General features: G+C 74.7%; 20 protein-coding genes. 12 read left to right on the top strand and 8 right to left on the bottom strand.

Annotation, left to right across the window (positions count from 1 at the left end; all coding sequences use genetic code 11):
* The first annotated feature begins 289 nt into the window (after nucleotides 1-289).
* A complete protein-coding gene (locus NXY84_RS18645) occupies nucleotides 290-1816 on the top strand; it encodes a DEAD/DEAH box helicase (protein ID WP_258724525.1) in 1527 nt (508 codons plus the stop codon).
* 120 nt (nucleotides 1817-1936) lie between these two features.
* Here NXY84_RS18645 and NXY84_RS18640 read toward each other — a convergent pair whose 3' ends face one another.
* Nucleotides 1937-2323 (bottom strand): hypothetical protein, encoded by a 387-nt coding sequence (locus NXY84_RS18640; protein ID WP_258724524.1) that lies wholly within the window; start codon nucleotides 2321-2323, stop codon nucleotides 1937-1939.
* 68 nt (nucleotides 2324-2391) lie between these two features.
* Between NXY84_RS18640 and NXY84_RS18635 the strand changes: the two genes are divergently transcribed.
* Nucleotides 2392-3180 (top strand): DUF3592 domain-containing protein, encoded by a 789-nt coding sequence (locus NXY84_RS18635; RefSeq protein ID WP_258724523.1) that lies wholly within the window; start codon nucleotides 2392-2394, stop codon nucleotides 3178-3180.
* Between the two features lie 164 nt (nucleotides 3181-3344).
* Here the strand turns inward: NXY84_RS18635 and NXY84_RS18630 are convergent, their stop codons facing one another.
* Together NXY84_RS18630 and NXY84_RS18625 are read right to left on the bottom strand one after the other, a co-directional pair.
* Entirely contained in the window at nucleotides 3345-4052 is a 708-nt protein-coding gene (locus NXY84_RS18630) for a hypothetical protein (protein ID WP_258724522.1), read from the bottom strand.
* Between the two features lies 1 nt (nucleotide 4053).
* Nucleotides 4054-4722 (bottom strand): TetR/AcrR family transcriptional regulator, encoded by a 669-nt coding sequence (locus NXY84_RS18625; protein ID WP_258724521.1) that lies wholly within the window; start codon nucleotides 4720-4722, stop codon nucleotides 4054-4056.
* Between the two features lie 191 nt (nucleotides 4723-4913).
* Here NXY84_RS18625 and NXY84_RS18620 point away from each other — a divergent pair, with 191 nt between their 5' ends.
* The 7 genes from NXY84_RS18620 to msrB all read left to right on the top strand — a co-directional run bounded on the left by NXY84_RS18620 (nucleotide 4914) and on the right by msrB (nucleotide 14243).
* Complete coding sequence (locus NXY84_RS18620) at nucleotides 4914-7835, top strand: MMPL family transporter (protein ID WP_258724520.1); 2922 nt, start codon at nucleotides 4914-4916, stop codon at nucleotides 7833-7835.
* Nucleotides 7836-7840: 5 nt separating this feature from the next.
* Complete coding sequence (locus tag NXY84_RS18615) at nucleotides 7841-10162, top strand: YhgE/Pip domain-containing protein (RefSeq protein ID WP_258724519.1); 2322 nt, start codon at nucleotides 7841-7843, stop codon at nucleotides 10160-10162.
* 206 nt (nucleotides 10163-10368) lie between these two features.
* Nucleotides 10369-10527: a GntR family transcriptional regulator gene (locus NXY84_RS18610; RefSeq protein WP_258724518.1), complete on the top strand. Its 159-nt coding sequence runs from the start codon at nucleotides 10369-10371 to the stop codon at nucleotides 10525-10527.
* Nucleotides 10528-10603: 76 nt separating this feature from the next.
* Nucleotides 10604-11254, top strand: coding sequence for a DUF488 family protein (locus tag NXY84_RS18605; protein WP_258724517.1), 651 nt, complete (start codon nucleotides 10604-10606; stop codon nucleotides 11252-11254).
* 39 nt (nucleotides 11255-11293) lie between these two features.
* Nucleotides 11294-12631 (top strand): NADP-specific glutamate dehydrogenase, encoded by a 1338-nt coding sequence (gdhA, locus tag NXY84_RS18600; RefSeq protein WP_258724516.1) that lies wholly within the window; start codon nucleotides 11294-11296, stop codon nucleotides 12629-12631.
* A gap of 168 nt (nucleotides 12632-12799) precedes the next feature.
* On the top strand, nucleotides 12800-13705 hold the full coding sequence (locus NXY84_RS18595) for a diguanylate cyclase domain-containing protein (RefSeq protein WP_258724515.1): 906 nt from the start codon (nucleotides 12800-12802) through the stop codon (nucleotides 13703-13705).
* A 94-nt stretch (nucleotides 13706-13799) separates the two neighbouring features.
* On the top strand, nucleotides 13800-14243 hold the full coding sequence (msrB, locus tag NXY84_RS18590; protein WP_258724514.1) for a peptide-methionine (R)-S-oxide reductase MsrB: 444 nt from the start codon (nucleotides 13800-13802) through the stop codon (nucleotides 14241-14243).
* Between the two features lie 72 nt (nucleotides 14244-14315).
* Here the strand turns inward: msrB and NXY84_RS18585 are convergent, their stop codons facing one another.
* Both NXY84_RS18585 and NXY84_RS18580 read right to left on the bottom strand, forming a co-directional pair.
* A complete protein-coding gene (locus NXY84_RS18585) occupies nucleotides 14316-15005 on the bottom strand; it encodes a uridine kinase (RefSeq protein WP_258724513.1) in 690 nt (229 codons plus the stop codon).
* On the bottom strand, nucleotides 14998-15711 hold the full coding sequence (locus NXY84_RS18580) for a histidine phosphatase family protein (protein ID WP_258724512.1): 714 nt from the start codon (nucleotides 15709-15711) through the stop codon (nucleotides 14998-15000). The genes NXY84_RS18585 and NXY84_RS18580 overlap by 8 nt, the downstream gene beginning before the upstream one ends.
* A 173-nt stretch (nucleotides 15712-15884) precedes the next feature.
* Here NXY84_RS18580 and NXY84_RS18575 point away from each other — a divergent pair, with 173 nt between their 5' ends.
* Complete coding sequence (locus tag NXY84_RS18575; protein ID WP_258724511.1) at nucleotides 15885-16649, top strand: nuclease-related domain-containing protein; 765 nt, start codon at nucleotides 15885-15887, stop codon at nucleotides 16647-16649.
* A gap of 54 nt (nucleotides 16650-16703) precedes the next feature.
* On the opposite strand, the gene NXY84_RS18570 is transcribed toward NXY84_RS18575, so the two are convergent.
* The 3 genes from NXY84_RS18570 to NXY84_RS18560 form a co-directional block, all read right to left on the bottom strand.
* On the bottom strand, nucleotides 16704-17189 hold the full coding sequence (locus tag NXY84_RS18570; protein ID WP_258724510.1) for a MarR family winged helix-turn-helix transcriptional regulator: 486 nt from the start codon (nucleotides 17187-17189) through the stop codon (nucleotides 16704-16706).
* 103 nt (nucleotides 17190-17292) lie between these two features.
* Nucleotides 17293-18939: an MDR family MFS transporter gene (locus NXY84_RS18565; RefSeq protein WP_258727274.1), complete on the bottom strand. Its 1647-nt coding sequence runs from the start codon at nucleotides 18937-18939 to the stop codon at nucleotides 17293-17295.
* A gap of 104 nt (nucleotides 18940-19043) precedes the next feature.
* Nucleotides 19044-19598, bottom strand: coding sequence for a MarR family winged helix-turn-helix transcriptional regulator (locus NXY84_RS18560; RefSeq protein ID WP_258724509.1), 555 nt, complete (start codon nucleotides 19596-19598; stop codon nucleotides 19044-19046).
* Between the two features lie 381 nt (nucleotides 19599-19979).
* Between NXY84_RS18560 and NXY84_RS18555 the strand changes: the two genes are divergently transcribed.
* Nucleotides 19980-21020: an ABC transporter permease gene (locus NXY84_RS18555; RefSeq protein WP_258724508.1), complete on the top strand. Its 1041-nt coding sequence runs from the start codon at nucleotides 19980-19982 to the stop codon at nucleotides 21018-21020.
* Nucleotides 21017-21949, top strand: coding sequence for a carbohydrate ABC transporter permease (locus tag NXY84_RS18550; RefSeq protein WP_258724507.1), 933 nt, complete (start codon nucleotides 21017-21019; stop codon nucleotides 21947-21949). The genes NXY84_RS18555 and NXY84_RS18550 overlap by 4 nt, the downstream gene beginning before the upstream one ends.
* Nucleotides 21950-21959: the final 10 nt, after the last annotated feature.

Below are 21959 nucleotides of genomic sequence, written 5' to 3'. Positions count from 1 at the left end.
ATTCGGACGCCCCGACCTCGCCGCAGGTGGACGACCGTCCAGGTTTCACCCGCCCGCGCGCCCTCCCGCCCGGGCGTGCGGGCGCGCCCGACGGCGTCCCCGCGCCCGGTGTGGCGCACGTGACGCGACAGACATGCACGTAAACGGCCCGCATGAGGCACACTGGGTGGTGCGATGCGCGCAACCAGCGCGTCCGACGTCGTGGAGCACCGGCGGGTCTCGAGCAGTCGAAACCCCGCAGAGCCGCCGCGAGCCCCGACCTCCTCCACCGCCGGAAAGGCGCCCCCTCATGACCTTCTCTGCTCTCGGCGTGCCCGAGTCCCTCGTCCAGACCCTCACCGCGCAGGGCATCACCGCCCCGTTCCCGATCCAGACCGCGACCCTCCCGGACACGCTCCAGGGCCGCGACGTCCTCGGGCGCGGCCGCACCGGCTCCGGCAAGACGCTGGCGTTCGCGCTGCCCATGGTCGCCCGCCTCGCCGCGTCGACCGGCGCCCGCCGCGCCGCCCGCCCCCGCGGCCTCATCCTGGCCCCGACGCGCGAGCTCGCCACGCAGATCACCGCGACGCTCGAGCCGCTGGCCCGCGCCGAGCGCCTCAGCATCACGACGATCTTCGGCGGCGTCTCCCAGAGCCGTCAGGTCAGCGCGCTCAACGGCGGCATCGACATCCTCGTCGCCTGCCCCGGCCGCCTCGAGGACCTGCTCAAGCAGCGCTGCCTCACGCTCGACGGCGTCGAGATCACCGTGCTCGACGAGGCTGACCACATGGCCGACCTCGGCTTCCTTCCGGGCGTCAAGCGGATCATGGACCAGACGCCCAAGCGCGGTCAGCGCATGCTCTTCTCGGCGACGCTGGACAACGGCGTCGACCAGCTCGTCAAGCGCTACCTGAGCAACCCGCTCACGCACTCGGTCGACTCCGCGGAGTCCCCGGTCGCGAAGATGACGCACCACGTGCTCGCCGTCCCGGACGCCGAGGCCAAGCGCCTCGTCGTGCAGGAGCTCGCGTCGGGCACCGGGCGCCGGGTGCTGTTCATGCGCACCAAGCACCAGGCCAAGAAGCTCGCCAAGCAGCTCACGAGCGCGGGCATCCCCGCGGTCGACCTGCACGGCAACCTCAGCCAGCCGGCGCGCGAGCGCAACCTCGAGGCGTTCTCGAGCGGCTCGGTGCGCGTGCTCGTCGCGACCGACATCGCGGCGCGCGGCATCCACGTCGACGACGTCGAGCTCGTCGTGCACGTCGACCCGCCGGCCGAGCACAAGGCGTACCTGCACCGCTCGGGCCGCACCGCCCGCGCCGGGTCCGAGGGTGTCGTCGTCACCGTCATGCTCCCCGAGCAGGCCGGCGACGTCCGGACCCTGACCCGTCAGGCCAAGATCAACGTCCAGCCGCAGCCGACCCGTCCGGGCTCGCGCGTCGTCGCCGAGCTCGTCGGCGAGGTCGCCGCGCTCGTCACGCCGACGGCGGCGTCGCTCGGCATCACGCCGGCGCCGGGTCAGCCTCGCCGGGGTGACGCGCGTCCCGCCGGTGGCGGCAACGGTCGTCGTCGCGGCGCCGGTGGCGGTGCGGGCGGCGGCGGTCGCGGTCGCGGCGCCGGTGCCTCGGCGGGCGGCCAGGGCGGCGCCCCGGCGTCGGCCGGCGGCCGCAGCCAGGGTGGCGGCTCGTCGCGCGGCGGTCAGCCGGCGCGCCCGGCCCGTGCCGGCGGCGGCGCGCGTCGCGGCGGCGGCAGCACCTCGGTGTACTCGACCTCGACCGGCGGCGCGACGAGCGGCGCGGTCGCGATGTCGATGGCCGGGAAGCGCCGCTCGCGCTGAGCCCCTCGCGTTCGTCCGACGCCCCCTGCACCGCTGGTGCGGGGGGCGTCGGCGTGTCCGGGTCCGGCTCGCCGGCGGGAGGCGCCGCCGCGGCCGGTCGACCCACCCCCCGGCGCCACCTCAGCGGGCGCGTGTCCGGAGCGTCTGTGCGAGGGACAGGGCGTCACGGTCGGACACGACCCACAGAGCCCACGGCACCCGCTCGGCGTCCAGCTCCACGACGAGGGCCGGGACGAAGCGCATCGTCGCCGCGAACGCCGGCTGCCCCGCCCAGGTCCGGACCTTCGGGAGCGTCGTGCAGAGCCGCCCGGGAAGGGTGCCGAAGTTGAGGATGAACGGAACCTTGACGAGCCCCTCGACCCGGTCGACGGTGGGCTTGACGATGCTGACGCCGGTGACCGCGTCCCGCGGTACACGCGGAGCAGCACGCCAGTAGAAGGTGGAGAGTCGTTCGAGCCAGTGCATCCGGACGTACACCTCGGTGGCGGTCACGCGGAGCCTGGCCATGTGTCGAGGATGCCGTGCCTGGCCGTGCCGGCGCACCACCCGGGAGCGCCGGCTGGGACACTGCGGGCGTGGAGCGCGGGAGACCGTCGGATCATGCCGACCACGACCGCCGACGCCCGGTGCGTCGGCTCGGCGTCGTCACGCACGCGGGTGCGCTGCGCCGGGCGAGGCTGCGCGTGACGTGGTGGTGCCTGCGCGCGGCGCTGGGCGCGTCGCTGCTGCTCCTCGCGGCGGTCGCGCTCGTCGTCGGCCCGCGGGCGGACGCGGACCACCGGCGGCTCATCGACTCCGCCCCGCGGAGCGCGGTGACCGTCGTCGACGTCCGGCCCGGACGGGGGTCGCCCCAGATCGACGTCGACGTGGAGGGCCGGACCGAGACTCTCGGGCTCGGGTTCCCGGGCGACAACCGCGCGGAGGTCGGTGACGTCGTCGAGGTGGTCGTGGACCCGGACGACCCGGCCGTCGTCCTCCCGGTCGCCGGGCACGACGACTGGACGTACACCCCGCTCGGGTCTGCCGTCCTCGGCGTCGCCGTCGCCGTCCTGGCGCTGGCCGTCGGGGTGCCCCTGATGATCGCGCCTCGCCCCCGCGCGCTGCTCGGCGCCGCCCGCCCGCGAGTCGTGCGGGACGGCGCGGTCGTCGTGGCACAGGACGACGTCGTCACGTTCGACGCCGACGGCACCCGGTGGACGTGGTCCGGCTCCGACGGGTGGAGGCCCCGGCGCGGCAAGCCGGTCGTCGTGCTCGGTGACCTCCGCGACGGCGGGCTCGTGCTGCTGGACGACGGCCGCACCCGGTGGCCCGCGACCCGCGTCCAGCAGGGCGGTGCGAGCGGGCAGGGCGTCGGGGGCGAGTGAGGGTGAGGGAACCGTGGCCGGCTCCCGCGGCGCCCGCCGGCCGCCCTCGGGTACCCGACCGTGCCGCTCGCCGGCCCCACACCGTGCTCGACCTCGCGCCGCACCGCGCGGACGATCTCCGGACCGGCCGGGGCGGGACCTCCGCCGAGGGTCGGCCCCTGCCCTCAGCGAAAGGCCGACGGCGGCGCGCCGACCTCCGCGAGCGGGCGGTGGGACCGGGCCCGGCGGCGGGCGCCCACGACGAGCGCGACGACCAGGCACACGACGGCGGCGGCCAGCATGCCCAGCGTGCGCGTGGTGCTCCCAGGGGTCTCGCCGTCGACCCACAGCCACGCGACGGCCAGCGGCAGCAGCCCGGCGAGCGCCCACGCCAGGCGCTCCCCGACGCCGGGCGGGCGCAGCGGCACCGTCGGGTCGGCGGTGCGCCGGCGGCGCGCGTCGAGGTCGACGAGCCCCGGGGCGGGGGAGCGGTCGACCGGGACGCGGGCGAGCGCCTCGCGCAGCAGGACGGAGTCGGGCTGGCGCAGGGCGATCTCGACGCGTCGGCCGTGCGGGTCGCGCGTCACCAGCACGTGCGCGTCGCCCACGCGGTCACGGAGCCCCGAGGGGCGGTCGCCCTCGACATGCAGGCGGCCCGGCGACTGCGCGAACCCGCCCCGGCCGGTCAGGTGGGGGACGCCGTCGCTCACGACGACGTGCACCCTGCGGAACCGCTGCGGGTAGGGGGCGTCGCCGCGCACGTACCCGTCGAAGCGCCTCCACTCCCCGGCGTCGAGCCGCCGGCGGACGTACCGTCGGTGCAGCGCGAGCACCACGAGCCCGAGCGCGAGGCCGACGACCTGCCAGGCGATGTCCCCGAGCACGTCGTCCACGTCAGGCGGACTTCGGGCGCGTCACGACGAGCAGGGCCCGGGCGAGCGCGAGCCGGGGAACGTCGCGCTCGTCGGCGGCCGTGCCCCCGAGGACTGCGCTCTGCTCGGCGTCGACCTGGACCGCGCACAGCATCCGGACGGCGGCGCGGGGGTCGAGCACGAGCTCACGCCCGGCGAGGTCGATCGCGCGCTGCACGATCGGGACGAGCGAGGCCTCGAAGCGCTGCTGGTAGGCGAGGTAGTCGGCGGCGACGGCGGGGTCCCGCATCGCGAGGAGCAGGAACTCGCTCGAGACCAGGGTCCACGTGCGGTTGTCGAACGGGCCGACGAGGAAGTCGAGGATGAGGTCGCCGATGACGTGCTCGTCGAGGTCGCCCGAGAGGTCGAGCGTCGGGAGCAGGGTGTCGACCCGCTCGTCGAGGGACGTGAGCCGGAGGCCGTGCTCGCGCTCCATGAGCGCGAAGAACAGCTCCTCCTTGGACGTGAAGTTGGAGTAGAACGCGCCGCGGGTGAACCCGGCGCGCTCGCAGACCTGCTCGATGCTCGCGGCGTGGACCCCGCTCTCGGCGAAGACCTCGTAGGCCGCGTCGAGCAGGCGCTCGCGGGTGCGGCCCCGGCGCGGGGTGCCGGAGGCGGCGACGACGGGTTGCTCGGGCGTGCTGGTGGCCACGGCACCTCCTTCTGGCTGGACCCTAACGAACCCTGACGGGTCCTCCTGCCGGCTCGGCGGGTGATCCCAGGTGGCGATACGCCAGTGTATCGAATACGTTGCCGTATCGGATACATTGGCGTATCGCGCGACCCGACACCTCGTCACCACCACGCCGACCCAGCCGACTGGCTGCCTTCCCCGGAGGCCCCGTGTCCTCGTACCTGTACCGGCTCGGACGGGACGTCTACCGTGCCCGCCGCCGGGTCGCCGCCCTCTGGCTCGTGGTCGTCCTGGTCGTCGGGGCAGGCGCCGCGCTGTTCAACCAGGGCACCGACAACACCTTCTCGATCCCCGGGACCGAGGCCGGCGAGGCGCTCGACCAGCTCAGCCGCACGTTCCCGCAGGTCAGCGGTACCTCGGCGCGCTACGTCGTCGTCGCGCCCGAGGGCTCGGACGTCGACGACCCCGCCGTCACGCAGGCCGTCAGCGACGCGGTCGAGGTGCTCGGTGACGTCGACGGGGTGGCTGCGGTCACTGACCCGTACGGCACCGACGTCACGGGCTCGGTCTCCGACGACCGCCGGGCGCTCGTGCTCGTCGTGCAGATGGACGGGTCGAGCGAGTCCGTCGGCGCCGGCACGCTGACCACGCTCGAGGACGTCGAGGCCGACCTCGCGGACGCCCTGCCGGCCGGCTCCGAGGCCGCGCTGGGCGGCGAGCTGTTCGCCAACGAGGTGCCGCACGCGTCGCTCACCGAGGCGCTCGGCGTGCTGGTCGCGCTCGTCGTGCTCGTGATCACCTTCGGGTCGTTCCTCGCGGCGGGGATGCCGCTGCTGACCGCGCTGCTCGGCGTCGCGCTGTCGATGGCCGGCATCTACCTCGCGACGCTCGTCGCTCCCATTTCCTCGACGACCCCGCTGCTCGCGCTCATGCTCGGGCTCGCCGTCGGGATCGACTACGCGCTGTTCATCATCTCGCGGCACCAGGGCCAGCTGAAGGCCGGGATGGACCCCGAGGAGTCCGCGGCGCGCGCGCTCGCGACCGCCGGGTCCGCCGTCGTCTTCGCGGGACTCACCGTGATGATCGCGCTCGTCGGGCTGGCGGTCGCGCGCATCCCGTTCCTCACGACGATGGGCGTCGCCGCGGCCTGCGCGGTCGGCGTCGCGGTCGTCATCGCGCTGACCCTGACGCCCGCGCTGCTCGGGTTCGCGGGGGAGCGGCTGCGGCCGGGCTACCGCGCGGAGCGGCGTGCAGCGCGGCGCGGGGCGCAGGCGCCGCACGCCGAGCGACACCGCGCGGCTGAGGAGTCGGTCCCCGGGGCCGACGACGCCGCCGCGGGGCGGGGAGCGCACGCAGGCGGAATGCCGGTGGCCGGTGCGCCGAGCGGCACGCACGCCGCGGGGGCGCACGCCGCGGGAGCGCACGCAGCCGACGACGCCGTCGTCCCCGTGGCCGAGAACCGGTTCTTCGCCGGGTGGGTGCGCGCCGTGACCCGCGTCCCGGCGCTGACCGTCGTGCTCGTCGTGCTCGGGCTCGGCGCCCTCTCCGTGCCCGCGCTCGACCTGCGCCTCGCCCTGCCCGACGCCGGGTCGCAGCCTGAGGGGACCCCGGCGCGGGAGACCTACGACCTGCTGACCGAGCACTTCGGGCCCGGGTACAACGGCCCGCTCATCGTGACCGGGACGATCGTCGGCTCGACCGACCCGCTCGGGCTCATGGCGGACCTCCAGGCCGAGATCGAGCAGCTGGACGGTGTCGCCGCGGTCCCGCTCGCGACGCCCAACCAGAACGCCGACACCGGGATCATCCAGGTCATCCCCGAGGGCGGCCCGGACTCCGACGCGACGAAGGCGCTCGTGCAGGAGATCCGGGACGCGCACGACGAGCTCCAGGAGCGCTACGGCGTCGACCTCGCCGTCACGGGGGTCACCGCCGTCGGGATCGACATCTCCGCGCGGCTCGGTGCGGCGCTCGTGCCGTTCGGGCTGCTCGTGGTCGGGCTCTCGTTCGTGCTGCTCACGATGGTGTTCCGGTCGCTGTGGGTGCCGCTCAAGGCGACCCTCGGGTACCTGCTCTCGGTCGGGGCGTCGTTCGGCGTCGTCGCGCTCGTGTTCGAGCACGGCGTCGCGGCGGACCTGCTCGGCGTCGGGCGGCTCGGGCCCGTCATCAGCTTCATGCCGATCGTGCTCATGGGCGTGCTGTTCGGGCTCGCGATGGACTACGAGGTGTTCCTCGTCTCCCGGATGCGGGAGGACTACGTGCACGGCGGCGACGCGCGCGCGGCCGTGCGGTCCGGGTTCGTCGCGTCCGCCGTGGTCGTCACCGCCGCCGCGGTGATCATGTTCTCGGTCTTCGCGGCGTTCGTCCCCGAGGGCGACGTCAACATCAAGCCCATCGCGCTGGGCCTCGCCGTCGGGGTGTTCGTCGACGCGTTCGTCGTGCGCATGACGCTCGTCCCCGCGGTGCTGCACCTGCTCGGCGACCGCGCGTGGCACATGCCGCGCTGGCTCGACCGGCTGCTGCCGTCGTTCGACGTCGAGGGCGAGGGCCTGACGCGGGAGATCGCGCTCGCGGACTGGCCCGAGCCCGGCGCGACCGACGCCGTGGCCGCGCAGGGCCTGCGACTCGACGCCCCCGACGGCACGCCGATCTACTCCGGCGTCGACGTGCGCGTCCCGCAGGACGGGCTCCTCGTGGTGCACGGACCCCACCGCAGCGGGCGGACGGCCCTGCTGCTCACCCTCGCCGGCCGGGCGCACGCCGACGCCGGCGTCCTCAAGGTGGACGGGCTCGTGGCGCCCGAGCGGGCCGCGTCGATCCGCGGCCGGGTCGCCGTCGCGTCGCTCGCCCGGGCCGCCGATCCCGTCGGCGAGCTGCGCGAGGCGTTCGCGTCCCGCGCGGTCGTCGTCGTGGTCGACGACCTCGACGCCGTCGGCGACCCGGTGCTGCGCCGCGAGGTGCGCGCGTGCACCGAGGAGGCGCTGCGCCAGGCACGCGTCGACGGGCGCCACCTCACCCTCGTCGTCAGCTGCCTCGACCCCGCAGACCTCGAGGGCCTGCTCCCCGAGACGCCCGACGGCCTCGTCGCCGTGCGCGTCGCCGCCGCTCCCGACCTCGTGAAGGTGCGTTGATCCGCATGGCACAGACCTCTCCCACGCTGCTGCGCCCCGAGCGCGCCCGGACGCCGGGCCGCGCGACCTGGGTCACCGTGCTCGGGCTCGTCCTCGTGCCGCTCGTCGTCGGCGGCCTGCTCACCTGGGCGCTGTGGAAGCCCACCGAGCGGCTCGACCGCATGCAGGCCGCGATCGTCAACCTCGACCAGGCCGTCGAGGTCGACGGGCAGACCGTCCCGCTCGGGCGTCAGCTCACGTCGGCGCTCGTGACCGCGGGCGGCGCGTCCGACGACGCGGCCGCAGCCGCCGGGGACACGGCGGGCGACGAGGCCGGGTCCGGCGGCGGCACCGACGCGACCGGCGTCGCCAACGTCTCCGGCTCCGACTCGTCGGGCAACTTCACGTGGGTCCTGACCGACGCCGACGACGCCGAGGAGGGCCTCGCCGACGGCACCTACGCGACCGTCGTGACGATCCCGGAGGACTTCTCCGTCGCGGCCACGTCGTTCGGCGGCGAGGCCGGCGAGGCCGTGCAGGCGCGCATCGACATCGCCACGAGCGAGCGCTCGCGGCTCGTCGACGCGGCCGTCGCGCAGGCCGTGACCACCACGGCCGTCGGGCTGCTCAACGACCAGCTCACGACGACCTACCTCGACAACGTGCTCGTCGGCTTCACGACGCTGCACGACTCGCTCGGCGAGGCCGCGTCCGGCGCCGACCAGCTCGCGTCCGGCGCGGGCCAGCTCGGCACGGGCGCGACGCAGGTCGCCGACGGGACGACCGCGCTCGCCGACGGCGTCGGGCAGCTCGGGGCCGGCGCCGACCAGCTCGCGGGCGGGATCGGGACGCTCGGCACCGGGGCGGGGCAGCTCGCCGGGGGCGTCGGGCAGCTCGCGACGGGAGCGGGCGAGCTGTCGAGCGGGCTGTCGCGGCTCGCGCAGGAGACGCGGGCGTCGGCGCAGGCCGCGGCGGCGTCGGCTCCGCAGGTCGCGCAGCTGACGGCGGGGGCGGACGCGCTGGCGGCGGGGATCGCAGGCGACGGCGGGCTGGGGCAGAACGTCTCCGGCCTCGCCTCGGGTATCGGCGACGTGCAGACCGGAGCGTCGCAGCTGTTCGCCACGCTCGCCGACCTGGCCGCGGACTGCGCTGCCGCCGTGCCGCAGGCGTGCGAGACGCTCGTCGCGATCACGAGCGCCGAGTCCGACGGGGCCCCGACGGGTCCGAGCGGCGCGCCGACCCTCACGTCCAGCATCGGTCGGCTGGCCCTCGGGGCGGACCGCCTCGACGACGCCGTCTCGCGGGGCATCGACGGCGCGCCGGCCCTCACCACGAGCACCACCCAGCTCGCCACCGGCGTCCGCGGCCTCGCCGACGGCGTCACGGCGTCGGCGTCGGGCCTCGGCGCGCTCGCCGACTACCTCGACCAGTCCGCCCAGGGCGCGGCGCAGCTCGCGTCGGGCGCCCGCACGGCTGCGGGCGGCGCACGGGATCTCGCGACCGGCGCGCGCACCGCGGCGGGCGGCGCGCGCGAGCTCGCCTCCGGTGCCGACGACGCGGCGTCCGGCGCCGGTGAGCTCGCGTCGGGTGCCGGCCAGGTCGCGTCAGGGGCGACCGAGCTCTCGTCCGGCGCGGGCGAGCTCGCATCCGGTCTCGGCCAGGCGGGGGAGCAGGTGCCGTCGTACACCGACGAGGAGGCGTCGACGCTCGCGGACGTCGTCGCCACGCCGGTCGCCGCACGGTCCGACGACGGCGCGCTGTTCGGCGACACGAGCGTGCCGTGGCTCGCGGCGCTCGCGCTGTGGCTCGGGGGGCTCGCGACGTTCGTCGTGCTCGCCGCCGTGCCGCGCCGCGCGCTCGGCTCGACGCGCTCGTCGGTCCGGCTCGCGCTCGGCGCGTTCGCCCCCGGCGCGCTCGTCGGCGCCGTCCAGGGCCTCGCGGTCGGCGGCATCATGGCGTTCGCGCTCGACCTGTCGCCGAGCGGCTGGGCGGCCTTCTTCGCGGTCGCGGTGCTCGCGGGGGTCGCGTTCGCGGCGGTCAACCAGGGCCTCGTCGCGGTGCTCGGCGGGGTCGGCCGGTTCGTCTCGGTCGTCATCGCGGTCGTCGGGCTCGCGGGTGCCGTCGTCTCGACGGTCCCGGCGCTCGTCGAGCACCTGTTCCGAGCGCTGCCGCTCTCCGCGGCGCTCGACGGGCTGCAGGGCGTCGTGACCGGTCAGGGCGGCGCGGGCGGCGCGATCGCGGCGCTGCTCGTGTGGACGCTCGTCGGGCTCGGGGCGTCGGCAGCCGCGGTCGCGCGGCGCCGCGTCGTGCCGGCCGGGCAGCTCGCACGGTGGGTGCGCACCGCCTGAGCCGCGGGCTCCCGTGCTCGGTCGACCTGACCCCACGCTCCCCGCTCGGCGGCCGACCGGGTCGCCGGAAGCCATCTGCCGGCGATCCGCTGATCCGCTCATGTGGGGGTCGTCTCAGCAGGATGAGCGGAAGGTGAGCGGAACCGTGCAGTCCTGCGCCGACCTCGACCTCCGCATCGGCGCGGTGGATCTCCGACCTCCGCGCTGTGCTGCCCGGTGTCTCCCACCCGACGATCCGACTGGCGCTCGCCCAGCTCTGCGCCGAAGGTCTCGTCGAGGTCGAGGTCGAGGTCGAGGTCGAGGTCGAGGTCGAGGTCGACGGCGCGGGCCGCAGCGCTACCTGGCAGCGACTCGCTCGCAGCTGACGAGGCTCCGAGCGGCGGCCAGGTCGTCGTGCGACGCTGGCGGGGACGCGAGCCGCCGGACGTACGAGGAGGAGCCGTGCCGGGTCCGCCCCCGCCCGGACCGCCCCCGCCCGGACCGCTGCCCCCGACGGGCGGGACGCTCCTCACCTTCGGGCACGGGACCGCCGGGCAGGACGAGATCCTCTCGGTGCTGGGCGCCGCCGGTGCGAGGGTGCTCGTCGACGTCCGGCGCTTCCCCGGCAGCCGCCGGAACCCGCACGTCGCGCGCGACGAGCTCGCGCGCTGGCTGCCCGAGGCGGGGGTCGGGTACCGCTGGGAGCCGCGCCTCGGTGGCCGGCGGACCGTCGCCGCGTCGCGCGCGGCCACCGCCGACGGCCCACCCGCCGACGACCTCGACCCCTGGTGGCGCGTCGAGGCGTTCCGCGCCTACGCCGCGCACACCCGCACCGACGAGTTCCGCGGCGGCATGGCGGACCTGCTCGACGACGTCGCCCGCGGGCCCCGCGCGACCGTGGTGATGTGCAGCGAGACGGTGTGGTGGCGCTGCCACCGGCGGCTGATCAGCGACGTCGCGGTGCTCCTGCACGGCGTGCCCGTCGAGCACCTCGGCCACGACGGCCGGCGCACCCCGCACCCGCCGTCGGAGGGTGCCCGGGTGACGGAGGCCGGGCTGCGGTACGACGGGCCCGCGGGGGACGACACGGGGTCCGACGGCCGTCCCGCATAACCTGTCGACTGACAGGAACGGGCGAACCGAGGAGTGGGCGTGGACAGCGCGCTGGAACCGATCTACGCGCAGGTGCTGCGCCGCAACCCCGGGGAGGCCGAGTTCCACCAGGCCGTCCGCGAGGTCTTCGACACCCTCGGGCCCGTGGTCCGGGCGCACCCGCAGTACGCCGAGGGCGCGGTGCTCGAGCGGCTCTGCGAGCCCGAGCGGCAGATCATCTTCCGCGTCCCGTGGGTCGACGACGCCGGACGGGTGCAGATCAACCGCGGGTTCCGCGTCGAGTACAGCTCGGCGCTCGGGCCGTACAAGGGCGGTCTGCGGTTCCACCCGTCGGTGTACCTCGGGATCGTCAAGTTCCTGGGCTTCGAGCAGATCTTCAAGAACGCGCTCAGCGGGATGCCGATCGGCGGGGGCAAGGGCGGGGCCGACTTCGACCCCCGGGGCCGCTCCGACGGTGAGGTCATGCGGTTCTGCCAGTCGTTCATGACGGAGCTGTACCGCCACATCGGCGAGCACACCGACGTCCCTGCGGGCGACATCGGGGTCGGCGCCCGGGAGATCGGCTACCTGTTCGGCCAGTACAAGCGGATCACCAACCGCTACGAGTCGGGCGTCCTCACCGGCAAGGGCCTCGCGTGGGGCGGCTCGCTCGTGCGCACCGAGGCCACCGGCTACGGGACGGTCCTGTTCGCCGAGCAGATGCTCGCGACGCGCGGCGCGGCCTTCGACGGGCTGCGGGTGTCGGTGTCCGGCGCGGGCAACGTCGCGACCTACGCGATCCAGAAGGCGCAGTCGCTCGGGGCGCGCGTCGTGACGTTCTCCGACTCGTCCGGCTACGTGGTCGACGAGGCCGGCGTGGACCTGGACCTGCTCCGCCAGGTCAAGGAGGTCGAGCGCGGCCGCGCCGCCGACTACGTGGCCCGCCGTCCGCAGGCGCGGCTCGTCGAGGGCGGCAGCGTCTGGGACGTCCCGGTCGACGTCGCCCTGCCGTGCGCGACGCAGAACGAGCTGACCGCCGACGACGCGCGGACGCTGCTGACGAACGGGGTCCGGGCCGTCGCCGAGGGCGCGAACATGCCGACGACGCCGGACGCCGTGCAGCTCCTCCAGGACGCCGGCGTGCTGTTCGGCCCCGGCAAGGCCGCCAACGCGGGCGGGGTCGCGACGTCGGCCCTCGAGATGCAGCAGAACGCCTCGCGCGACTCGTGGACGTTCCCGCACACCGAGGAGCGCCTCGCCGAGATCATGGTCGGCATCCACGACCGCTGCGCCGAGACCGCCGAGGAGTTCGGGGCGCCCGGCAACTACGTGCTGGGCGCCAACATCGCCGGGTTCCGCCGGGTCGCGGACGCGATGCTGGCGCTCGGGGTCATCTGACCCGAGCGGGTCGTGGGCCGCTGTGGCGATGCGCACGAACGCCGCTGGACGGGTCGGGCGGCGGGCTGCCGACCCGGCCGACCCGTCGGTAGGGTCGAGGGGTCAGGTGATCGTGACCGCGTCGTTGGGGGGCGATCGTGCGAACCGGCCGGCGCGCGGGTGCGTCCGGTGGGTGAGGCCGGGCGCCCGCCCACGACGGAGGACCTGCTCAGCTTCTGCATCGCCTCCGCGGACACGCCGATCACCATCGCGGACGCCCTCGGGGCGGACCACCCGCTCGTCTACGTCAACCGTGCGTTCGAGGTCATGACCGGCTACGCGGCGCAGGACGTCCTCGGGCGCAACGCCCGGTTCCTCCAGGGCCCCGCGACCGACCGCGGCGCGGTGCACGCGATGGGTGCGGGCTTGCGCGCCGGGGAGTTCACGCGCGTGCGGCTGCTCAACTACCGCGCGGACGGGACGTCGTTCTGGAACGACGTCCACATCTCGGTGGCACGCGACGGCACCGGCACGGTCACCCACTTCATGGGCGTCCAGCACGACGTGACCCCCGAGGTCGAGGCGCAGACCCGCGCCGTCCAGGCGATGACCCGCGACCCCCTGACGGGCCTGCTCAACCGGGCGGCGTTCGACGACGAGCTGTACCGGGTGCTCGAGCGCGCGGCCGCGACGGGCACGGGGGCCGCTGTGCTGTTCCTCGACATCGACGCGTTCAAGGGGGGCAACGACCTGCACGGCCACCTCGTCGGCGACGTCTACCTCACGCACGCGGCCCGCTGCCTGCAGTCGCGGCTGCGCGAGCAGGACGTCGTCGGGCGCCGCGGGGGTGACGAGTTCGTCGCGGTCCTCGCCGGGGTCCCGGGCGACACGGCCCACGCCGTCGACCGGGTCGTCGCCGACCTCGACGCGGCGCTGCGCGAGCCGTTCACCGTCGACGGCGCCGTGCACCGGATGACCGTGAGCATCGGTGCGGCGGTGTTCCCGAGCGACGGGACGACCGCGCGCGACCTCGTCCGGCACGCCGACGCGGCGATGTACCGGCGCAAGCGCGAGCGGGCGGCGGGGCGCACGTGAGGCCGGCGCACCGGTCCGCGCGTGCGGGCACAGATCGCGGCGGCGCAGCGTTGTGCAGGTCGACGGGTGAACCCCGCGACGACGAGGAGGGCGCATGACGAGCACGCCGACCGACGGCACGAGCCGCTACGAGGTCAGCAGGAGCGACGACGAGTGGCAGCTGCTGCTCCAGCCGCAGGAGTTCGCGGTGCTGCGCCGCGCCGGGACCGAGCGCCCCTGGACGGGTGAGCTGCTCGACGAGAAGCGCGAGGGCGTCTACCGCTGTCGGGGCTGCGGCCAGGAGCTGTTCCGCTCCGACACGAAGTTCGACTCGCACTGCGGGTGGCCGAGCTTCTTCTCGCCGCTCGCGGGCGACCGGGTCGAGCTGCTGACCGACCGCACGCTGGGGATGGTGCGCACCGAGGTCCGCTGCTCGCGGTGCGGCTCGCACCTGGGGCACGTGTTCGACGACGCCCCGCAGACCCCGACGGGCGACCGGTTCTGCATGAACTCGGTCAGCCTGACGTTCGAGCCGGCGACCCCGGAGACCCAGGCCTGACGACCGCTGACGGCCCCCTGCACCGAGCAGGGGGCCGTCGGCGCGCCGCGGCTGTCAGCGCCGCTGCGGCCGTCAGCCCCGCGCCGCCGCCGCCGGGTCGATGATCCGCGGGCACGCGGCGTCGGTCGTGTCGACGACCACCGAGGCGCGCCCCCACGGCGCGGCGGCGTCGAGGTACAGGCGCTGCGCCCCGGCGTACCGGCGCAGCGGACCGCGCTCCGGGTCCGGGTCGATCCCGTCGCGCAGCGCGAGGCGGCGGTGGCCCACCGCGATCGGCACGTCCAGGTACACCGAGAAGTCCCAGAACCCCGCGAGCTCGTCGCGGTGCAGGAACGTCCCCTCGACGACCACGAGCGCGTCCTCGGGAGCCCGCACCGGGTCCGGCCGGACGGCGCGGTCGGCCGCGTGGTCGAGCGCGTGCGTGCGGTAGAGCCCGTCGCCGCCGGCCCGCAGCGGGGCGAGCGCCCAGGCGGTCAGCGCGGCGTAGTCGTACGCGTCGAGCCAGAACCCCTCGGGCGAGAGCCGCCCGCGCGCGTGCCGGGTCGCGGACGGGTGCAGGAAGTCGTCGGCGTGCAGCACCAGGACCGGCCGGTCCTCGACACGCCGGGCGAGCGCGGCCGCGAACGTGCTCTTGCCGCTGCCGCCGACCCCGTCGACCGCGACGAGCGCCCGCCCACGCTCCGGGACCGCGGCGCGCAGGCGGCGGACGACCTCGTCGAGCCCGTCGGCGCGTGCCCCGGCGTGCGCCCGCGCGCTACCCACGGCGTCCGGGTCGCCCGGCAGCCGGACCGGCGTCGTCCGCGCTCGCGACCGCCGCCGGGACGGGCTCGCCCGCCGGTCCGTCGCGCGACGGGTCGTCGACGAGCGCACCGCCGAGCGCCTCCGCGTGCCACTCCTCGAGGCGCCACCGTCCCGGCGTCCCGGTGAGCAGCACGGCGCCGGTGTTCGAGAGCGGGTTCTCGGCCGCGAGCCCCACCGTGACGTCCTCGCACCGGGCCCCCGCCCACGCGCGGATCACGGCCCCGTGGCTCACGAGGACCGCGACGTCGGACGCGGCGGCGGCCTCCTCGACGACGCGGTCGAACCGGCTCAGCGTCGCGGCGCCGGACTCCCCGCCGGGCAGCCGGGCGTCCAGGTCCCCGCCGGCCCACCGCAGCATCGTCTCGACGTAGAGCCGGATCGACGGCAGGTCGTCCGCCATCTCGAGCGACCCCGCGGAGATCTCGCGCAGCCCCGGGCGGACGTGCGCGTCGAGGCCGAGCGCCCGCGCGAGCGGCGCTGCCGTCTGCTGGGTCCGGACGAGGTTCGAGACGTAGATGGCGTCGATGCCTTCGCCCTCGAGCGCCGCGGGCAGCGCCCGGGCCTGGCGCTCGCCGAGCGGGGTCAGGTCCGCGCCGGGCTCCGCGGTGTCGAGGTTGCGGCCGACGTTCGAGGAGGTCTGGCCGTGGCGGATGAGAAGGAGGCGCATGCTCCATCCTCTCGCGACGGGCACCGAGCCCGCCCGGGACGCCGCGCGAACCGGGTGGTAGCGGGCGCGACACGTCCGCCCGAGGGACGACACGCCGTCCGGGCGCGCGACGAGGCGTCACGCGTTCGGGGAGCGGGTTCAGACAGGGCCCGCGGATGCCGATAATGGTTCACGTGGACGAGGCCCTGATCGTGCGACGGTGGCGCCGGTACGGCGCCGACCGCCTGTACGTCACGGGCGAGTCCGGAGCGCGGCTCGGCTGCGTCGACCTGCAGTCCGGCGAGGTCATCATCGACCAGCCCGCGGCGGAGGCCGGCGTGCGTCGCGCGGCGCAGGCGTACCTGCGCGCGGACGTCACCGAGCTCGTGCTGCCGCTGACGCTCGACAAGCGGCTCGGCACGCTGGACGCGCTCGACGGCCCGTCGGCCGACAGCGCCGGCAGCGCGGCGGAGAACGCACGGCGCGAGCGCGGCGGGTCGGTCCGCACGCGCCTCGACCGGCTCACGCAGGAGGGCTGGCAGGTCGTGCACGGCGTGCCGCTCGGCCGCCAGGGCACGGTCGTCGACCACCTCCTGCTCGGCCCGGGCGGGATCTTCACCGTGACCGAGCGTGCGCACCCCGGCCGGCGCGTGCGCGTCGAGGGCCGCTCGATCGAGCTCGAGGGTCGCCCGGTGCCCTACCTGCGTGACGCCCGGCTCGAGGCCGCGCGGGTCCAGGGCCTCCTGCGCTCGGCCGTCGGGTCGCAGCTGCGCGTCCGCGGCGTGCTCGTGCTGCAGGGCCTGCTCGACCTGCACCCCGACGAGCAGCCCGACGAGCCGCTCGTCGTCGCCCGGCACGACGTGCCCGGCATCTTCCGGGGCCTGCCCGAGCGCCTCGAGGCCCCCCGGGTCGACGCCGTCGCGGCGATCGCCCGCCAGCGCACGACCTGGCAGCGCTGACCCGACCGTCCCCGCCCGCACCGGGCGTCGACCGGTCGCGGGCGGGTACGGACCTCAGTCCGTGCGGCGGCGGGCCGCCGCCTCGAGGTCGGCGTTGAGCCGGGCGAGCTGGTCCGCCAGGTGGCCGATCTCGTCGTCGGTCCACGCGCCGAGCGCCGCCCCGAGGAACCGTCGCCGCGCGACCTTCGCGCCCTCGACCCGGCGCAGCCCCTCGGGGGTGAGCCGGATGAGCTGGCCGCGCGAGTCCTCGGGGTCGGGGCGGCGCTCGACGAGCGCGAGCTCCTCGAGCCGGGCCAGCTGCCGCGACATCGTGCCCTTCCCGACCCCGATGTGCGCGGCGATCTCGCGGGCCCGGACGTCGGGGTTCTGCGCGATGTGCGCCAGCAGCGGGTAGGCCGCGGGCTCGAGGTCGGGGTGGACCCGCGCCGCCATCCGCGCCGAGTTGGCGCGCGCCCGCCGCAGCAGGAGGCCGAGCTCGTGCTCGACGTGCTGCAGCGCGTCGCCGCTGGTCGCGCCGGGGGTCGGTGCCGAGGTGCTCACGGGACCATCCTGACGGACGCCGGCGCACCCGGCGCGGCTCGTCCCCCCGGGGGACGACGAGGGCCGGTCACGGGCACCTGCCCGCGACCGGCCCTGGGGGACGTCACGCGCCCGAGCGGACCGTCTCGCGGGCGTCGCCCGCGGCGGCTGCGTCGGCCGGGTCGGACCCGGTCCGCGCTGCGAGCTCCTGCCCGGGCTCGGTCGACGCCGTGCCCGCGGCGTCCTCGGCGCCGGCCTGCTGCGCGGCGAGCTGCTCGAGACCCGACTGCCGGCCCAGCGGCACCTCCTTCAGCAGGAGCACCGCGACGAGCGCGACGACCGCGAGGGGCACGCAGTACAGGAACAGGTCGGCGACCGAGTCGCCGTAGGCGGACTCGACGACCGTGCGGACCGGCGCGGGCAGGGTGCCGACGTCGGGCACCGCGCTCGTGCCGCCCGCGAGCGCGCTCGTGTCGACGCCGAGCGCCGCGAGCCCGTCGGAGATGCGCGTCGTGACGTGGTTGGCGAGCACCGCGCCGAGCGCGGACACCCCGACGGTGCCGCCGAGGGTGCGGAAGAACGCGACGGTGGACGTGCCCGAGCCGACCTCGCGGACGTCGAGCGTGTTCTGCGCCGCGAGCACGAGGTTCTGCATGAGCAGCCCGACGCCCGCGCCGAGCAGGAACATCCAGGCGCTGACGGCCACGAAGCTCGTGTCGTAGTGGATGGTGCCCATGAGGGCCAGGCCCGCACCGAGCACGACGGCGCCGACGGTCATGAGCGTCTTGTAGCGGCCGGTGCGGGTCACGAGGCGCCCGCCGATGGTCGAGGTGACGAGCTGGCCGACGATCATCGGGATGGTGAGCAGGCCCGACTCGGTGGGCGTGCGGCCGCGTGCGACCTGCATGTACTGGCTGAGGAACACCGAGGTGCCGAACAGCGCGACGCCCACGGCGACGCTCGCGACGACCGCGAGGACGAGCGTGCGGTTGCGGAACAGGTGCAGGGGGATGATCGGCTCGGCGGCACGCTTCTCCACGACGACCGCGGCGACGAGCGCGGCGACGGAGCCGCCGAGCATCGCGGCGGTCTGCCAGGACAGCCAGTCGAAGTTCTGGCCCGCGAACGTGACCCACAGCAGCAGCCCGGCGACACCCGCCGAGATGAGCGCGGCGCCCGCGTAGTCGATCCGCACGACCCGGCGCGCCCGCTCCGGCAGGTGCAGGGTGCGCTGGAGCACGACGATCGCGGCGACGGCGAACGGGAGCCCGACGAAGAAGTTCCAGCGCCAGCCGATCGAGTCGGTCAGCGCGCCGCCGAGCAGCGGGCCGCCGATCATCGCGACGCCCATGACGGCGCCCATGAGGCCCATGTACTTGCCGCGCTCGCGCGGGGACAGGATGTCGGCGATCAGGACGGTGCCGAGCGCCATCAGGCCACCGGCGCCGATGCCCTGCAGGGCGCGCATCGAGATGAGCATCTCGACGTTCGGGGACAGCCCCGCGAGCGCCGACGCGACGACCGAGACGACGAGCGCGAGCTGCACGAGGAGCTTGCGGTCGACGAGGTCGGCGAGCTTGCCCCAGATGGGCGTCGAGATCGTGGTGGTCAGGAGGGTCGCGACGACGACCCACGTGAACGACGACTGGGTGCCGGACAGGTCGCTGATGATCCGGGGGAGCGAGGACGACACGACGCTCGTCGCGAGGATCGAGACGAACATGCCGAGGAGGATCCCGGACAGCGACTCGAGGATCTCGCGGCGGCTCATGGGGGCGGTGGCGGGCGGGCCGGCCGGGCGGTCGGTGGGTGCGACGGCGGTCGTGGTGCCGCGTTCGTCGGGGGCGGCGGGGCGGGGGGTCTGCGGTGGTGTGCTCACGCGGGGATCTGCTCTCGGGTGGGGGGTGTCGTGACGGGTGCTGTGGTGGCCGGTGCCGTGGTGGTGCCGGCCGGGGTGGTGCCGGCTCGGGTGGGGACGTGGTGGCCCGGGGGCAGCGAGTGGATCGCGGCGGTGATCTTCTGCACCTGGACCGCAGCCGCCGTGAGCTCGTCGGGCGTCCAGCCGGCGAACGCCTCGCCGGCCCGCTCCTCGAGGTGCGCGCGGCTGCGGGCCGCGAGCTCGGTGCCGCGCGCCGTCAGGGCGACGGTGCGCACGCGCCGGTCGGCGCCGGGCCCGTCGGGCGCGCTCCGGTGGACCAGGCCCGCGTCGACGAGCGCGCTCACCTGGCGGCTGACGACGGAGATGTCGACGCGCAGGCGCTCGGCGAGGTCGCCGACGGGCTGCGGGCCGAGCCGGCTCAGCAGGTGCACGAGGGTGAGGCCGGCGCGGGGGCAGTCGAGCTCGCGGGCGAGCAGGGCCCCCGTCTCGCGCTGGGCGCGGGCCAGGTCCTCGATCGCGGTGAGCAGGGTGCGGGACGAGCTCGTGGTCATGCGGCGTCTCCTTGGTTGCCGGAAGCAACCGTATCACAAAGGTTGTCTATGGCAACGATCGGCGGGCGTGCCGCCGGTCACACCGGCGGAAGGGCGTAGCCGGCGGCGCGCGCCTGGGCTCTCGCTTCGGGGGAGGCCCGCTTCCGCCACGACTCGTCTGTATCGATTGGCTTCGAAAGTTGCGGTTGTATACATGCAGGTCACAGCAGTGTGTGCGCTCTCACCCGACCGAGTGAAAGGGCGCGTGGCGTGCGGCAGGACGGCCGGGGCGAGCCCGCGTCTTGACCCGACTTCACCCGTCGCCTAGGGTCCACCTATCGACACCGACGTCGATAGTTTCGCAGCCCGGATAGCGTTGTCCGGGCGGAAGGGGGCCGTGCGTTGACCGTCCACGACCCTGTCGTCACCGGCTCCGCAGGCGGCTCGTCCGGCCCGCTCGGCGGCACGGGCAGCGCCGGAGCGGCAGCCTCTCTCGCGACCGTCGCGGGTCCGCCGGCCTCACGGGGGACGCGACCCGCGCGCCGCGGCTGGCGCCGCGCCCTGCGCCGCGACTGGCAGCTCTACTCGCTCGTCGTGCTCCCGCTGCTGTTCTTCCTGGTGTTCCGGTACCTGCCGATGCTCGGCAACGTCATCGCGTTCCGCCGGTTCCGCCCGGGCAGCAGCATCTTCGGCGACGAGTGGGTCGGGCTGCGGTACGTCGAGCTCTTCATCAACGACCCGACGTTCTGGAAGGTCTTCCAGAACACGCTGATCCTCGGCGCCCTGAGCCTCGCGATCGCGTTCCCGCTGCCCATCGTGCTCGCGCTCCTGCTCAACGAGCTGCGCTCGCCGCGGTTCAAGCGGCTCGTGCAGACCGTCTCCTACCTGCCGCACTTCATGTCGGTCGTCATCGTCGTCGGCATGGTGTTCCAGCTGCTCTCGCTGCGGGGCACCGTCAACCAGCTCATCGACCTCGTCGGCGGCTCACCGGTCAACTTCGTGCAGGAGGCGGAGTGGTTCCGGGCCGTCTACATCGGCTCGGAGGTCTGGCAGACCGTCGGCTGGGGCACGATCCTCTACCTCGCGGCGCTGACGACCGTCGACCAGAACCTCTACGAGGCCGCCCGCATCGACGGCGCCAACCGCTGGAAGCAGACGTGGCACGTCACGCTGCCCGGGATCCGCCCCACGATGGTCACGCTGCTGATCCTCAACATCGGCACCTTCATGGCGGTCGGCTTCGAGAAGATCCTGCTGCTCTACAACCCGCTCGTGTACTCCACGGCCGACGTCATCTCGACGTACCTGTTCCGCGTCGGCATCTCGTCGAGCAACTTCAGCTACGCGACCGCGATCGGCCTGTTCGAGTCGCTCATCGGGCTCACGCTCATCCTGTCCGCCAACGCGATCTCGCGCCGCACCGTGGGGACGAGCCTGTGGTGACCACCGACCCGACCGCCCTCGCGCGTCGCCTCGAGAAGGCTCCGCACCCCACCGGCCTCAAGGACAGCCGCTCCTACCGCGCGTTCCGCGCCGCCAACGCGACGCTGCTCGTGCTGGTGATGGTCGTGATGCTGTACCCGTTCGTGAACATCGTCGCGCAGTCGTTCAGCGGCGAGGCGTACATCAACGCCGGCCAGGTCAACGTCGTCCCGCGGGGCTTCAACCTCGAGACGTACCAGCTCGTGATGTCCGACCGGCTGTTCTGGGTCAACTACCGGAACACCGTGGTCTACACGGTCGTCGCGACCGCGATCTCGATCGTCCTCACCACGACGTTCGCGTACGCGATCTCCAAGCGGGCGCTGCGCGGGCGGAACGTGTTCATCGCGATCGCCGTGTTCACGATGTTCTTCAACGGCGGCCTGATCCCGAACTACGTGCTCATCAACGCGCTCGGGTTCACGAACACGATCTGGGCGATCGTCGTCCCGAACGCCATCAGCGTGTTCAACCTGCTCGTCATGAAGTCGTTCTTCGAGAATCTCCCGGCGGAGCTCGAGGAGGCCGCCGCGATCGACGGGCTCAGCACCTACGGGACGCTCCTGCGCATCGTGCTCCCGCTGAGCAAGGCGGTCATCGCCACGATGGTCCTGTTCTACGCGGTCTTCTTCTGGAACTCGTGGTTCTCCGCGTTCCTCTACCTCGACCGCGCCGAGATGTTCCCCGTGACCATGTACCTCCGGAACCTCATCGCGGGCGCGACGACCGCGACGTCCGTGGGCGGCGGCTCGTCCGAGAACGTCACGCAGATCGCCTCCAACATCCAGTCCGTGACGATGGTGCTCACCGTGCTGCCCATCGTCCTGCTGTACCCGTTCGTCCAGAAGTACTTCGTGTCGGGCGTGATGCTCGGCGCGGTCAAGCAGTGACCTCTCGCGA

The sequence above is a fragment of the Cellulomonas sp. NS3 genome, from assembly GCF_024757985.1.
In the GTDB taxonomy this organism is placed as follows: Bacteria; Actinomycetota; Actinomycetes; order Actinomycetales; family Cellulomonadaceae; genus Cellulomonas_A.
The sequence above is the reverse complement of the archived record's forward strand: the minus strand, read 5'-3'. Positions and strand labels throughout refer to the sequence as shown.